At 39.0% G+C, this 16,103-nt stretch carries 9 protein-coding genes; 7 read left to right on the top strand and 2 right to left on the bottom strand.

Going from position 1 to position 16,103, the window contains the following annotated elements:
* Nucleotides 1-164: 164 nt before the first annotated feature.
* The 3 genes from CXF85_RS05115 to CXF85_RS05105 all read left to right on the top strand — a co-directional run bounded on the left by CXF85_RS05115 (nucleotide 165) and on the right by CXF85_RS05105 (nucleotide 4,743).
* Nucleotides 165-2,348, top strand: coding sequence for a winged helix-turn-helix domain-containing protein (locus CXF85_RS05115; protein ID WP_101227455.1), 2,184 nt, complete (start codon nucleotides 165-167; stop codon nucleotides 2,346-2,348).
* Between the two features lie 213 nt (nucleotides 2,349-2,561).
* Nucleotides 2,562-4,490, top strand: a complete 1,929-nt coding sequence (locus tag CXF85_RS05110; protein ID WP_101227454.1) for an alpha/beta hydrolase family protein — start codon at nucleotides 2,562-2,564, stop codon at nucleotides 4,488-4,490.
* A gap of 67 nt (nucleotides 4,491-4,557) precedes the next feature.
* Nucleotides 4,558-4,743 (top strand): hypothetical protein, encoded by a 186-nt coding sequence (locus CXF85_RS05105; protein ID WP_101227453.1) that lies wholly within the window; start codon nucleotides 4,558-4,560, stop codon nucleotides 4,741-4,743.
* Nucleotides 4,744-4,761: 18 nt separating this feature from the next.
* Here CXF85_RS05105 and CXF85_RS05100 read toward each other — a convergent pair whose 3' ends face one another.
* The gene (locus CXF85_RS05100; protein ID WP_101227452.1) at nucleotides 4,762-5,232 is read right to left on the bottom strand and encodes a hypothetical protein; all 471 of its coding nucleotides are present in this window, start codon (nucleotides 5,230-5,232) and stop codon (nucleotides 4,762-4,764) included.
* Nucleotides 5,233-5,477: 245 nt separating this feature from the next.
* Nucleotides 5,478-7,778 (bottom strand): Ig-like domain-containing protein, encoded by a 2,301-nt coding sequence (locus tag CXF85_RS05095; RefSeq protein ID WP_101227451.1) that lies wholly within the window; start codon nucleotides 7,776-7,778, stop codon nucleotides 5,478-5,480.
* A gap of 401 nt (nucleotides 7,779-8,179) precedes the next feature.
* Here CXF85_RS05095 and CXF85_RS05090 point away from each other — a divergent pair, with 401 nt between their 5' ends.
* From CXF85_RS05090 to CXF85_RS05075, 4 genes are all read left to right on the top strand, one after another.
* The gene (locus CXF85_RS05090) at nucleotides 8,180-9,076 is read left to right on the top strand and encodes a LysR family transcriptional regulator (RefSeq protein ID WP_101227450.1); all 897 of its coding nucleotides are present in this window, start codon (nucleotides 8,180-8,182) and stop codon (nucleotides 9,074-9,076) included.
* A gap of 32 nt (nucleotides 9,077-9,108) precedes the next feature.
* Nucleotides 9,109-10,632 carry an aspartate ammonia-lyase gene (locus tag CXF85_RS05085; RefSeq protein WP_232771081.1) on the top strand — a complete coding sequence of 508 codons (1,524 nt, stop codon included), beginning with the start codon at nucleotides 9,109-9,111 and terminating at the stop codon, nucleotides 10,630-10,632.
* 582 nt (nucleotides 10,633-11,214) lie between these two features.
* Entirely contained in the window at nucleotides 11,215-14,373 is a 3,159-nt protein-coding gene (locus CXF85_RS05080; protein ID WP_101227448.1) for a glycosyl hydrolase family 18 protein, read from the top strand.
* 86 nt (nucleotides 14,374-14,459) lie between these two features.
* Nucleotides 14,460-16,052 (top strand): lytic polysaccharide monooxygenase, encoded by a 1,593-nt coding sequence (locus tag CXF85_RS05075; RefSeq protein WP_101227447.1) that lies wholly within the window; start codon nucleotides 14,460-14,462, stop codon nucleotides 16,050-16,052.
* Nucleotides 16,053-16,103: the final 51 nt, after the last annotated feature.

Genomic DNA, 16,103 nt, shown 5'->3' with positions numbered 1-16,103 from the left:
TTTTTGATTGTGATGAGACAATCTAAATAAAAGTACATTTGTCTAGCTGAAGCATTGAATAAAACAAACTGACTCGGTATGCTAAATACAGAAGAATAAGAAAATAAATAACTAGTCATGTTTTGATTTATCCGAATACGACTTAAGGGATTACTGAAAGTTTTATGAAGTTAGCACGCTCATTTCAAATAGGTTCTTGTCTGGTCAATCCACTGGAATATACAGTGACTTTTGCCAATGATGACAAACAATCAATGCAACCTAAATTCATTGATGTGCTGTCTTATTTAGCTAGCCACTATCCTAGAATTATCCCTCGCGATGAATTAATCGACGAAATTTGGCAAGGTAATGGTTATGTCGGTAAAAAAGCCTTAACCAATGCCGTTTGGAATTTACGAAAAAATCTAACACCTGCCTGCCCTGATGAAGAAGTCATAGAGACCATTCGAAATGTAGGTTACCGTTTATTAATTGAACCACAGTGGCAAGGTGAATTAGCCACTAAAGAAAACTCACCGGCATCAAGCCAAGCTACAACGACTATTGAAAATTCAGCTGAACCTGCATTACCAGTAAAAACAAAATATTCGAACTATATAATGACTTCGGTCGTTGCTGTATTCATTGCCCTATTGAGCAATTATTTATTTTTTACTGATAAAAAAGATCAAACAGATCACACGGCTGATGCACAAGAAGTAAGTCGAATTACCAAAGAGCCCGGCAGCGAGCTTTATGCATCACCTTCACCTGATGGTAAGTTTATTGTTTATAAGTCACTGAAGCCTGAAAAGCCTTCGCATCTGTTTTTACAAGATATTAGCCAACCGCAATTGCCAGCAAAACAATTGACTTTTGGTGCAGTAAAAGCGGGCCAATCTGTATGGAGCAATGATGGAAAGTATTTATATTTTCCCCAAAAGAACATTAATATTGATAGCAAGAAAAATACTTGCAGCTTGATTCGACTCAACGTTAGGACCAACCAGAGTAAGGTGCTCAGCCACTGTATTACTAAGAAGTCCTATTCTTATATTGATATCAGCCCCGATAATAAGGTTTTGGCTTATCATAGTTACAGCGAGTCACCTGATGAAACGGGTATCTACTTTTTATTTTTAGATGATGAAAATGCCGAACCAATAAGGCTTTCTTGCCTGCAAGCTTGTGACTATGAAGATCTTGACATGGCTTTTTCACCTGATGGGAAACATATTGCGATTAGTCGTCGGTTTAACCGTTTTAGTGAAAACATATTCTTGATAAATCTCGCAACAAAAGAGGCCACACAACTCACTCCAGATGAAGAGGATATTGTTGGCTTTACATGGCATCCTTCTGGTGAATATATTGTGTATGGCTCTCAGCATGCCGACGTCCGTAATGCTTACGCCATTCATATTTCCAACAAGCGTATTACCAACTTACAGTTAAAGACATTTAGCTTCCCGGCCTTTTCTAAAAAATCCGCCGCGCTTTTTTATCAACAGCGCGATGAAGATTATCATATTGCGAGCTTGCAACTTAATGGTACTGTTGCCGCAAGTCCATTTCCGGTCATTCAATCTGACTTTAATCATCATTATCCTGATTATTCAGCAGTGGCACAAAAGCTAATCTATGTTTCTAATGAGTCCGGATTTTATGAACTATGGCTCGCTGATATAAATGGTGAAAATAGAGAGAAGCTGACTAATTTAAAACAAACCATTCGTTATCCTAAGTGGTCTTTTGATGGTAAAAAAGTGGCCTTTATCGCGCCTTCAGAGCAAGGTGATAAAGAAAAAATTTACTTAATAGATATTGCTTCTAAAAAAATATCCGTACTGCCAAGTGACTTCGAACGCTTCAATAGACCGACTTGGAGCTTTGATGATAAGAGTATTATTTCTGCGGTTTTCGATCACGACTATACCGATCTATTTCAGATAGATATCACCACAGGGGAAAGTAGAAGACTGACCTACAACGGCGGGCAATATGGCGTAATGATCTCTGCTGACACACTACTTTATACTCGAGATAAACGTGGATTGTGGCAAAAAAACATCAACGATGAATCACCCTCAGTAAATATCATTCGCGGTAAAATATTCAGTGCTACTTATACTTGGGTTTATCACGATGGTGGTATTTATTACCGTCAAAATAAATCTAAATACCAGCAAGTCGCTTTTTATGACTTTGCTAGTAAAACACGCAAGTCTTTAGCTCGGCTGCCTTTAAAAACATTTGAAAATTTAGGTCCTATTGCCTTTATTGCCAAGTACAACAAACTCATTTTTACCGCCAGTCACTTCCCTCAGGCTGACATTAAGAGAATTGAAAATTTTCATCTGCATTAAATGGGCTTAAAAACACAAAAGCCTATTTTATAAGCTTCATAGAACGATACTGAAATTATATCCCCTTATATTTCTGTATCGTTTTTTACTCTATTGCCTCAGTTTTCACTCTATTCTCATCAACTGATATTTTCACTTTTGCCAATTGTTGTTAGTGTAACTTTTAGAAAAAATCATTAGCTGAAACTATTAGCTAGCAACAGTGAGTACGCCATGAAAACTATCATCACCCTGCTTATGTTATTCATCAGCAGCGCAGCACATACTGAAGTACTGCCCGTTGAATATTTTACTAAACAGTCAAACTTCAGCAGTATCAAGCTGTCACCTGACGGTTTATATTTTGCGGCTACTGTACCTAAACAAAATAAAACAAATTTAGTTATCGTTGATCGAAAAAAAATGAAGCCAACTATGTCATTTACTTTTGGTAAAAATGAACATATTGGCAAGTTTTATTGGGCTAGCAATACTCGTCTAATTTATAGCAAGGTTTACCAAAAAAATGATCGAGAAACAAAAACCAACAAAGGTGAATTATTTGCTGCCAATGTCGATGGTACAGAACAGCTACAAATATTTGGCTCTAGTGATTCCAAAAGCAAACTCAGAAGTAAAAGAGGCCTAGATGCTACTGCCAAAATTGTTCATATGTTGCCAAATGATGCTAACCATATACTAATTAAGTCAAGTAAACGCGGCAGCGATTATGATGAGCCAGTAAAGGTCTACAAACTTAATATTAATAACAAAAAACGTAGCTTAGTGACCAAAACACCATTAGGAAGTATGAGAATAGTTTTCAATATTGACGGTACTCCTGTCATTGCCAGTGGTAAAAACAGAAAAGGTAAGCTCATAAAATACCTATACCAAGACGATACTTGGCAGCAGATAGCAAAAGATAACCCATTAACACAGTATTCAGCTATTTCAGTGAATGCTGATCAAAGTAAACTTTATTTATCCAAAACAGCTAAAAAAAGCGGCACCCAAGCACTTTATGAATATGACTTTAGCAGTAAAAAAATTACCCTGCTTTTTAATGATCCGATTGTTGATATTGAAGCTTATATTAGAGAACCCGGTACAGGCATCATCATTGGGGTAAAAACCATGTTTGATGGCATTAATTATCACTATATTGATAAAGAGGGTAAGTTTAGTAAAACTCACCAATTAATCGCTCAATCTTTTCCAGGTTATGACATTAACATTACTGCCAATGCAACCGCTGATAATGAAGCCGTTATCACCATAAAAAGTGATAAGAATCCGGGTGAATACTATTTATATAATCGAGAAAAACAATCAATAGACTTTCTTATTAGTAAAAAACCATGGCTCCATGAAAGCCATATGGTAGAGCAAAAGCTTATCCAATATACCGCCAGAGATGGTAAAACCATTTATGGCTATTTAACTATGCCAGAGAGTGACAAACCCTTGCCATTAATTATCGATGTACATGGTGGTCCTTTTGGCGTGCAAGACGATTGGTTCTTTAATAGTGACGCACAGTTTTTTGCTAATAATGGTTATGCGGTATTACAAATTAACTTCCGCGGCTCTGGTGGCTACGGTAAGTCCTACGAGAAAGTGGCCTATAAAAAACGTAGCACTTTAATTCAGCACGATATTATTGATGGAACTCGCTGGGCTCAACAGCTTGAAGATATTGATGATACTAAGGTATGTATTATTGGCGGCAGTTTCGGTGGTTATTCAGCACTGATGTCGCCTCTGATTGAACCTTTGTTATATAAATGCTCAGTCAGTCGCTATGGTCCTTATGACCTAGTTTATCAAATGAGTCACGCCGATTATATGAGTAAGGATTCGGTTTCTGTTGGTGCTAAAAAGAAATATGGTGATAACGAAGCGCATTGGAAAAAAGCATCTCCTCTTAGTTACATTGATAAGTTAAAGACGCCCTTATTTATTGTCACTGGTGGCCGTGATACCCGAGTTCCGCCACAAAGTGCTTGGAACTTAAAAGAAGCTTTAGATGAACGAAATATATCATACCAGTGGCTTTATAAAGAAAAAGAAGGTCATGGTTATAGAAACCCAAAAAACAAACTCGAGCTTTATCAAAAGAGCTTAGCTTTTATTAATTTGCACCTCCAACCTGCAAATTAATCCCTGGAGCGTGTAGGTTTTCATGTTTCACTACACGCTCTTTTTTTATGATCAAGGCGTAAATAAAATGCAAAGAACAACAAAAGACAATAGTAAAACACTGCATATTACCAATAAGCTGATCACAGTCGCCAATACTTCAGCTGAAAAGGCCAGTGCAGTTTCTTCTACCGCTAAGCAGTTCTCTGCATTACAAAATTGTTTAGTTACAGTAGATGGTGATACGACAGCCTGTATTTTAGGTTATAACTAAAAAATCGATTCACTCCTACTAGCCCTTATACATATTATTCAATTCTGTCCGAGTAATTTGTCTAGGTAAATTGGGAAAACCCGCATTACAGTTCTTACCAGCCATTTTCATATCTGCAATGGTATTGCTGACATATAACTTCAAATATACATCAACCCCTTCAAAGCTAAAGCGCACCACCTCATTGCTATTGTAACTAATACTCTGCTTGTAAGTCGTTTGTTCCTGATCATTTTTCACCATTCTGACCTGTAATTCTGTACCTTCTGGCTTAGGGTTAACCGTTAAACAGGCCGTATATTTTTTCGGTGTACTACATACCTCTTCACCATCAAGTGACCATAAACGGCCAAAGCTTGCATAGCTATTACCTAATAGTTCACTTGCTTGATAATCGTAGTCAATAAGCTGACCAGAGGTACATGCCGATACACTATTAATTGATAGTACAACACTGCTTACTACTACTGCTGGCAAAAATAACTTCATTGATACCTCCCTTATTTCAATAAATTAGTCTGGATTAACCTCAATTAAACTACAGTAAGAGAGCTTTCAGGACAAACAAATAAGTAAAGATAAACCTTAACCGACAAAACTAACATTCAGCCATAAAAAAACCGTCAGTGATAATTACTTATCACTGACGGTTTAGGCGTTTTATCTATACTTTATTTATAGTTTTATACTATGTAGAAATTAACTACTGCATACTCAATGTATTCAATAACAAGTTAGTCAAAGTCTACTGCACTGCTATCATCACCTCGACCAGTGTAACCCCAAGTTACAACCGTACCATCATTTTTAATGGCAGCAAAAGCATACTTATTAGCAACTAAGCTTTTAACATCCGTTACTATGCCTTCATCAGCACCGTAACTATCTGATCCCCAAGTAACTACTGAGCCGTCCTTTCTATGGGCTGCAAATGCTCTATAGTTTGAGCTAATAGATACCACATCGATTAAATCTGCCGTTACAGCCGTGCTAAGACCACCGTAACCATCATCACCCCAAGTAACTACTGTGCCATCGTCTTTTAAAGCTGCATACGCTTTATAACTATCCTTAATACTGACAATATCAGTTAAAGAATCCTTGACCGTCGCTGAATCGGATCCAAAAGCATCATCTCCCCAGGTAATCACTGTGCCATCTTTTTTGATCGCCGCAAATGACTCTTTGGTATTGGCAATAGAAACGACATCAGTTAACGCATTTACATCAGTTTGATTAGCACCGTTACTCGAATAGCCCCAACCAACCACACTACCATCGGTTTTAATTGCCAAAAAGGCATAGTAGTTTGAAGTGATATCACTGATGTTCGTTAACTTAGTAGCGTCATAAGCCTTCATATAGTCAGATGTAAGATCTCCCCATGACACCACTGTTTTATCACTTTTTAATGCGGCAAAACCACCGTTAGTAGCGACTACTTTAGTCACCCCAACTAATTGGTCTAAAATAGCCGAGTCTGTGGTATTGCCTCTCTCTTCAGCAACATCTCCCCAAGTGACCACTGTGCCATCTTTTTTAATAGCAGCAAAAGCATAGGCATTCGAAGTAATTGATACCACATCTGTTAACTGGGCTTGCACTGCATCACTATCACCACCTCTAGCTGGATCGCCCCAAGTAACAACACTGCCATCAGATTTTATTGCAGCAAAGGCATAGTTGCTAGAAGCAATAGAAACAACATCGGTTAATTGTGACGTTACATCACTTGAGTCTGCTCCGATCACAACAGCAACATCATTATCGTCTTTATCTTTTTCAACAGTTCTGCCCCAAGTCACTACAGTGCCATCATTTTTAATAGCAGCAAAAGCATAACGGCTAGTCGCTACGGTAAGAACATCGGTTAACTGATCGGCAATGGCTTCGGTATTACCGCCGTAGTTTGCATCGCCCCAAGTAACAACACTGCCATCAGTTTTTCTCGCTGCAAAAGCGTAACCATACTTATCACCAATAATTTTAAAGCTAGGAGTAATGGTTAAACTAAGATCATCACTAAGCATGCCGCTGTTATCGGTATAATTTACTGAAACAGTAACTGTGCCCGCTTTTATTGGTGTAACTAAACCATTGGCATCAACACTAGCTACGCTGGGATCACTAGAAGTCCAAACAGCATCACCGCTAACATCTTTCGTTTTGTTATTTGAAAAACTTGCCGCTGCGCTATATTGCATAGTATTGACATCATCGACTGTATTAGCTGGCGATGCGATAACAAGCCCAGTAAGCAATACATCTTTTTCAGCAAAGGCAACAGAGATATGACAAACATCTGTCAGTGCTGCTGTGGTATAAACGTTATCTGTTAAACCGCCATCACAGCCACTTACGGCGCCAATTTCCCAAAGGTTATCAGGAGTTAAGGTAATGCTTGCTGTTTTACCATAAGTAATGGTTTGCGTAGCTAAATCAATCGCGCCCCCTTCTGAGACGTCAGTAGTTACTTCAAAAACTTGCTCAACAAACGTTGCACTAATCTCACAAGCTGAATTAATTGCCGATGTGGTGTAACTCCCTTCGGCTAAGGTGCCTTCACAACCAGTAACTTCACCAACATCAAAACCTTCATCTGCCGTTAAATTAAAAATGGCTTTGCTGCCGGGATTAATTAATTGAGAAAGTAAGTCTGCACTTCCACCTGCACCGGTATTAATCGAAACAGGCAAACGCTCAAGCATGTAAGCAACTTCAACCACGCATGAAGCGGTAATAGCGCTAGTGGTATAAACATTATCGACCAGTTGGCCTTCACAGCCCTCAACAGACTCTACTTCATAACCGTCATCTGCCGTTAATGTGATAGTGACACTTTCACCGTCTTTCACTAGTTTAGAAGTAACATCAACCTTGCCGCCTTCACTGACATTACTAGATACTTTGAAACTATCAGCATCAAATATTGGTTCTTCTTTATCAACCTCACACCCCACTAAGTTCCCTGCTACAAGTATGCAGAATAGCGGTGTAGTCAACTTGCCATTTTTTGCTATTATTTTTTTATTCATTTTTATGGTCTCTGTCTAGTCGAATGAGAGTTATTGCAAATAATTTAAGTTGTGATTGATAACCATAAAAGTTCAGAAGAAAGCTCGTATATTTTGTGCTTTACTCACAAAAAAAATAACGGTAACACTGATGATTTATCAACCAAAACCAGTGTTAAAAATTGACGACGAATAAACAAGATAGCGTAACTCTTTTATCACTCTATTTTTACTTTACAATATCCTTTATCAGTCTTTTTTGCGTATTTGGCTGAGGTAGAGCAAGATTAGATGAATATTTGTTGCGGTAAATTAGGTATTATTAAGTCAGAAAAAGTTAAGCTGTCACCCTAATTATCGTGATCTCAAAACCTATTAATGAATGTAAATAAGCAAGTGAAAACTCAGATGAATTTAAAAAGATGAATATAGACACCAAGTGGCTTAAAGATTTTGTGGTGTTAGCTCAAACCCGTAACTTTTCAAAGGCAGCAGAAATTAGACATGTTAGCCAACCGGCTTTTAGTCGTAGAATAAAAGCACTTGAAAATAAGCTTAATTGCAAACTCGTTAATCGCTTACATCAGCCGCTGCAATTAACAGTATCTGGTGAGATATTTCTAAATCGTGCTGAAAACTTACTGGCTGAACTGAATTTACTCAGTGAAGAATTACAACAACAAACCTTGCGTACTCCGTTAATATTTTCAGCAACTCATACTTTGTCTATTGGCGTTTTTCCCTCAATTGTTGAGCACATTAATAAATTGCCTTTCTTGGTAGATACCCAGCTTAAAATTGCTGATGCCGACGATTGTGCCAATCTACTTAAACAAAAGCACTGTGACTATTTATTAGCATTTAGCGACCCGCTACTTGATGCATTTCATCATGATTCTATTTTATTGGCTAAGGTGAGGTTATTACCGGTTTGTCAGGCAAATGAGCAAGGTGAACCTATATATCAATTATCACAGCCTCAAAGCAGCGTGCCTTATTTAGCCTATCAAGAAAATATTTACCTTGACCGCGTAGTAAGCACGCTACTCAAGGATAAAACACAGCAACACAATTTCAATAAAATGTTGATGTCTCCCATGGCCGATAGTTTAAAAATGATGGCCTTAAAAGGCTTAGGGGTTGCTTGGATCCCTGAATTTAGTTTGGTAACTGAATTAGCAAGCCAGCAGTTGGTTATTGCTGGAGACAAACAATGGCAACCTGAACTCGCGTTACGGTTATATCGCGCTAAAAAAATGCATAACAACCACTCTTTTCAAGAAAAAATATGGCAGCACTTTAACGATTTAAGGCTTTAAGTCACATATAAATAAAGGTCCAAGCTAATGTTATGCAAGCATTGCATAACTGGTCATTTAAATCGGCATTGGTAATAAGTCTTAACAATTATTACCTTAGCGCCACTATCCATCTACCCGTAACAATAATGTCCGCTAGCATCACATCATTCAAAGAAAAAGCCACTTACCGTATAGAGAAAGACTTACTGGGCACCATGGAAATTGAGCATGAATGTTACCATGGCATTCAAACGCAACGCGCAGTAAATAACTTTCAACTATCGGGAAAAAAGTTAACTGACTACCCTGAACTGATCAATGCTTTAGCTTACGTAAAATCTGCTTGTGCAACCGCCAATTTACAGCAGAAATCGTTAGATGATATCAAGGCTAACACCATCATTAAAGCCGCTGAATTTATACATTCTGGTCGTTTTAATCATAGCTTTGCTATTGATATGATCCAAGGCGGCGCGGGTACTTCAAGTAATATGAATATCAATGAAGTGCTGGCAAACATTAGTTTAGAGCTACTGGGTCATGAAAAAGGCCAATATCACTATTTACACCCGAATACTGATGTAAATATGTCGCAATCAACCAATGATGTTTACCCAAGTTCAGTACGCTTAGCGGTTTTACTCAACCAAGAGTCATTATTAACTGCTGTTGAGCAACTAGTGGCAAGCTTTACTCATAAATCTAAAGAATTTTCTACTATTTTAAAACTAGCTAGAACTCAGCTGCAAGATGCTGTGCCGATGACTCTTGGGCAAGAATTTAAAAGTTTTGCTTCTACCTTAAGAGAAGACATCAAATTAATAAAAAATACCGGTAAGTTACTCACCGAAATTAATTTAGGTGGTACCGCTGTTGGCACAGGTATTAATGCCAAAAAAGGCTACGGCACTATCGCTATTAAAAAATTATCTGAACTCACTGGTATTGAGTTTTCAGAAGCTGAAGATTTAATTGAAGCCAGCTCAGACATGGGCGCTTTTGTAATTTATTCAGCAACATTAAAACGTCTAGCATTAAAACTTTCAAAAATTGCCAATGACCTTAGGTTATTAAGCATGGGACCAAGAGCGGGTTTAAGTGAAATTAGTTTACCTGCCCGCCAACCGGGTAGTTCTATTATGCCAGGGAAAATTAACCCAGTGATCCCTGAAGCCGTTAGCCAATGTTCTTATCAGGTAGTAGGTAACGATATGGCAATTACCATGGCAGCTGAAGCCGGCCAATTACAGTTAAATGCGATGGAGCCATTAATCGCAGTAAACTTGCTTGATTCACAAAACCTATTAACCAATGCGGTAAATATGTTTAATTTTTTATGCGTTGGCGGCATTGAAGCGAATGAGACACGCTGTAAAGAATTACTCGATAATAGTTTAGGCCTAGTTACCGCGCTTAATCCTTATTTAGGTTATGAAACGTCAACTAAAATAGCCAAAGAAGCGCTCAGTAGTGGTGCTTCAATAATTACCTTAATAAAAGAGCAAAAATTATTAACTGATGAGCAATTATCGCAAATATTACGAGCCGATAAAATGACTCAGCCGAGTGACTAAATTTAAAGGTTTCGTAAATAATACCAATTCCGATAAGTTTCTGATCTTGTTGTACGAAGTGAAAATATTTCAGGACAAGGCGCTAGATTGAGCAATAGCTGGCTATTGGGATTGAAAGCAACGCCGTCATGGAGGATTTTAGCCAGTACAAGTGGTCAATAATTTAACGGAATTGGTATAACATCAAAAGTTAATGTAAAAAATAGCTAAAAACAGTCTTGGATTTAGCTATTCCCTCCAATTAGACCATAAAGGCCAACCAGAGATATACCAAATAGATATATGTTATAACAAATAATATCTAGTTCGTTTTTTGACCTAGACCCCTTATTAAATAACACCCACCAAAATTAACAATACGTTAACATTGCAGCATTCCCCCTTGATATGCTCAAAATTATAACTGCTCAGTGTCGTTCTTCAACCAAACACAATCAATTGATTTAAAAGAGATTAAATAGATCAATAATTAACCTGTACATTTATGTATACAAATGACGACATATTGACCTTTACAACTTTTGTGTTATTTTTAAATGGTGTAATAAAAATAACGTTAATCATGTGTTAATAGGGCGTAATATGAAAAAAATAATAAAAACAAATAAACTCTTTAAATTAGGGGCCATATCCATTGCTTTACTTAGTAACTCTGCATATTCGGCAACTTATGACTGTACTAACTTATCAGAATGGCAAACAAGCCAAGTATCTGTAAAAGATCTTATTGTTAAGTCAGCTGATCAAGCTTTCAAATCTAAGTGGTGGAACAAAAGCAATCCAGTTACTCATGCTGGTGAGTGGCAAGAATGGCAAAACCTCGGCACTTGTGGTCACGTAATCATTGAAAATAAACCGCCGGTAGTTTCTTTAGTTTCGCCCGCGAATAATAGTTCTTTCCTTGAAAATGACAGCGTTGTCTTTTCTGTCAATGCTTCCGATGCAGATGGTACTGTCGCAAAAGTTGAACTGTATTTAGATACTATAAAGCTAACGACATTAACCAGTGCTCCCTACCAATTAACTTGGTCTGCCGTCATTGGTGAGCATGTTTTAAAAGCTATTGTAATTGATGACAAAGGTGCCCAAGCGAGCATTGAAAACATTGCCGTAACAGTGACCGCCAAAGATGTAGATCCAGTCAATACAGCGCCTATCGCAACACTTATGGCGACTTTACCTAGTAATATTTTAGTGGGTAGTACAATCACATTTGAATATTCAGGCACTGATAGCGATGGTCAAGTCACGCAATTATCATTACTTGAAAATGGCGTAGCGATTAATACGATTAATGCGGCTTCAGGCAGTTTTGTTTGGACAGCAACGACCTTAGGTCAACAAGCCTTCACCGTTGAAGCAATGGATGATAAAGGCGCAACATCACTCAGTAACGCAATTAATTTTGCAGTAGTTGATGACGGACAAACAGGTAACGATGCTGATGCTTGTCGCCCTGAAGGTTTATATCAAACACCCGGGGTAAACACGCCATACTGTACGATTTACGATCAAGATGGTCGTGAATTAATGGGCGCCGACCACCCTCGTCGCGTTATTGGTTATTTCACTAGTTGGCGCAATGGTGCGAACGACCAACCAAGCTATTTGGTTAATGATATTCCGTGGGACAAAGTTACTCATATTAACTACGCCTTTGCTCATGTGGACAAAAATCATAAAGTATCCATTGGTGATCCCAATTCGCCAAACAATGCCGCCACCAATATGGAATGGCCTGGCGTTGTCGGTGCAGAGCTTGACCCTAGCTTGCCTTACAAAGGTCACTTCAACTTATTAAATAAATATAAAAAGTTACACCCACAAGTGAAAACATTAGTCTCGGTAGGCGGTTGGGCTGAAACCGGTGGACACTTTGGTGAAAACGGGCGCGTTGCTGATGGTGGCTTTTATACCTTAACCACTAATGCTGACGGCACAGTGAATCAAGCAGGTATCTCTGCCTTTAGCGCCAGCGCGGTTGATTTCATTGAAAAATACGGCTTTGATGGTATAGATATTGATTACGAATACCCATCATCGATGAAGGATGCTGGTCACCCAGACGACTTCAGCTTTTCAAATGCTCGACGAGACAACCTTAATGCTTCATACCAAGTACTGATGAAGTCACTACGTGAGAGTCTTGATATAGCGGGTGAAGCTGCCGGTAAGCATTATTTACTCACTATCGCATCACCGTCTTCAGGTTATTTATTAAGGGGCATGGAAACATTTCAAGCAACACAATACCTTGATTACGTGAACATTATGTCTTACGACTTGCACGGTGCGTGGAACTCACACGTTGGCCACAATGCTTCATTATTTGATACCGGTTTAGACTCTGAACTTGCCGCTTGGGATGTTTATAGCACTAAAGAATTTGAGGGCATTGGTTATTTAAATACCGACTGGGCGGTTAAGTACTTCCGTGGTGGTTTATCAGCGGGTCGTATCAATATCGGTATTCCTTATTACACCCGTGGCTTTAAAGATGTCACTGGCGGTACAAATGGTTTATGGGGTCAGGCAGCATTTCCTGATCAAACGAATTGTCCAAATGGCACCGGCGTAGGTGATAAAAATAGCTGTGGTAATGGTGCTGTAGGCATTGATAATCTTTGGCACGATACAGAGAATGATCGTGAAGTACCTGCTGGATCTAACCCGCTATGGCATATCAAGAACTTAGAGAAGGGTATTGTCGGTAGTTACTCTGCTGCTTACGGTCTTGACCCAGTAACAGATCCAAGTGATGCCTTAACAGGGTCTTATACTCGTCATTATGACAGCGTTGCCGTTGCCCCTTGGTTATGGAATGACAGCAAAAAAGTCTTTATTTCAACAGAAGATGAAGAGTCTATGGCGACCAAAGTAGATTATGTTATTGATAATGGCTTAGGTGGAGTGATGTTCTGGGAACTTGCTGGTGATTTTGATTATGACGCAGCTAAAGGTGAGTACTTCATGGGCTCAACCATGACCACCATTGCTTATGATAAATTTAATCAAAGTGGTACACCATACGGAATCGATAAAGGTAACAAAACTTTTGTTAAACCTGCAGAAATGGTTGATGTAAGTTTTGTTGCAAAAGACTTTCCAAGTGGTGATAAAAACTACCCAATTAGTCCAACATTTGCCTTTACCAATAACTCGGCCATCGACTTTTCAGGTGCCAAAATATCATTTGATGTACCTGTTTCAACATCTGCAATATTCAAGTCCAACTGGAGTGCCACCAAGAAACTGAAAATGGCGATAGATCAAAATGCTTCTAATAGCGCAGGACATAATATTGGTGGTTTTGAAAATTATTTCCATCGCTTCTCAATCACATTAACTAATGAGTGGGGCGGCGAAGCTGAGTCATTTAGCCAAGGTCAAACTGTCAATGCTCAAGTGATGTATTACATGCCAATTAGTGGCCCTGCTAATTTCACCATAGAGAAAGACGGTAAGATTTTCGCTTTCAAAGCTGAATACCCACAATTACCTGAAGCAACCTCTGGTGGAACCGGTGGTGGTGGCGATGGCGGTACAGGAACTGGTTGTGACGGTGTTGATGTTCCGGCGTTGTCTATCTACCCAGAGTTCCCTCAAAAAGATTGGGCAGGTAATTCTAGCCATGCTAACCAAGGCGATATGATTGTTCACAACAATGCTGTTTTCAAAGCAAAGTGGTGGACAAGCTCAGAGCCAGGCGGTGCAGACTGGGATGACGTTTGTACTTTGTAGCGTCTGACAAGTTAATTCGTAACATTTAATTCTTTTAACAAATAACCAGCGATAAATACTCCGGTATTTATCGCTAGGGGAAAACTATGTCTAAAATTAAGCTCAACGTTAAGTCTGCCGCCTTAAGTCTAGTATTAACTAGCGTATTAGCTGGCATGAGTAATCAAGTATCCGCACACGGCTATATGTTCAGCCCTATGGCTCGACAAGCTTTTTGTGAATTACAGCAAGGTTACTGGTGGCCTGAAGATGGCTCAAATATTCCCAATGCTGCCTGTCGAGCGGCGTATTTAAGCTCTGGTCATTTTCAATTTGTGCAATCACATGAATTTTCTGTTAATACACGTGACTTCACTAACTTGGTTGAGGTAAAAGCCAATATACCCGACGGTACTTTATGTGCCGGTGGCGATAACAAAAAAAGAGGCATGAACTTACCCTCTCCACATTGGCAGCGTAGTGAAGTAGTGCCCAATGCCAATGGTGATATCAATATAAAATTTCTGGCTACAACGCCACATAACCCAAGTTTTTGGCAGTTCTTTTTAAGTAATCCAAGCTATGACGGTAACACCATGCCGCTTACTTGGTCTGACGTTACCTTGGTTCAGTCGCACGATAATATCGATTTCATTAAGGATGCTGACGGCAAACGTTTCTATGAAATGAATGTCAGTATTCCCGCCGATAGGGTTGGCGATGCCATTTTATATAGCCGTTGGCAGCGTGATGATGTGGTTGGTGAAGGTTTCTATAACTGCAGTGACGTTACTATCGTGCGAGATACTGTTGAGCCTGATACGTGGTTTAGCGCAGGTTTTTTCCTCAAACAAGGACAAACACCAGCTGTTGGAGAAACGGCTAGCTTACGATTATTTGATGCCACTGGCCAAGAGTTAATCAGCCAACAACTCGCGATAACCGAATTAAACCATGCCACGTGGGCGAGCGACTTTGCGCAATCATTAAATATTGATTACAGCCACTTACTTAATATTGGTGTAGAAGATAGCCAAGGTGATATTACTTTTGATACCGCCAACTTGCTCAGTAATATTAACTACGTGACCCATAACGAGCACACTGTTGTACTTACCATCCAAGCAGCACCAATTAATACTGCGCCAATCGTACATGACATAGCTAATATTGTTATGACCGAATCTGCTTCAGAAGCTATTCATGTTCATGCCTTTGATGATGAACAAGCTAATTTGATTTTCACTTGGCAAATACCGAATGAACTTTCTTATACCGGCAGTGATGCCAACCTCGTTATTAACGCTCCTGCAGTTGAAGCCGATACTGACTTTAGCCTAAATGTTGCGGTGTCAGACGGACTATTAACCACGAGCAAGACCTTTACCGTCACGGTGAAAAATAGTGTGGTAGACCCAACTGTTCCCCTATGGACAAGTACTCAAGCCTATTCAGCTAACGATAAAGTCAGTTATGAAAACAAGGTGTATTCCGCTAAATGGTGGAACAAAAACCAAACGCCTAATAACAGCAATGCATGGCAACTAGATTCTCCAACCGACGGAGGCACTGCAACGTGGAGTGTCCAGAATGAATACTCCCAAGGTGCTGTTGTTAGCTATCAAAAAATAACCTATCAAGCCAAATGGTGGACTAAAGGTGAACAACCTGATGTCAGTAATGTTTGGCAAAAGCGTTAATACGCTTATTTTTACAAATACTTTTGGAAAAATCCCCCACAAACGAAGCTG

The sequence above is a fragment of the Colwellia sp. 75C3 genome (assembly GCF_002836255.1).
GTDB lineage: Bacteria > Pseudomonadota > Gammaproteobacteria > Enterobacterales > Alteromonadaceae > Colwellia.
Note: the sequence above shows the minus strand (reverse complement) of the source record. Positions and strands in the feature narration are given on the sequence as shown.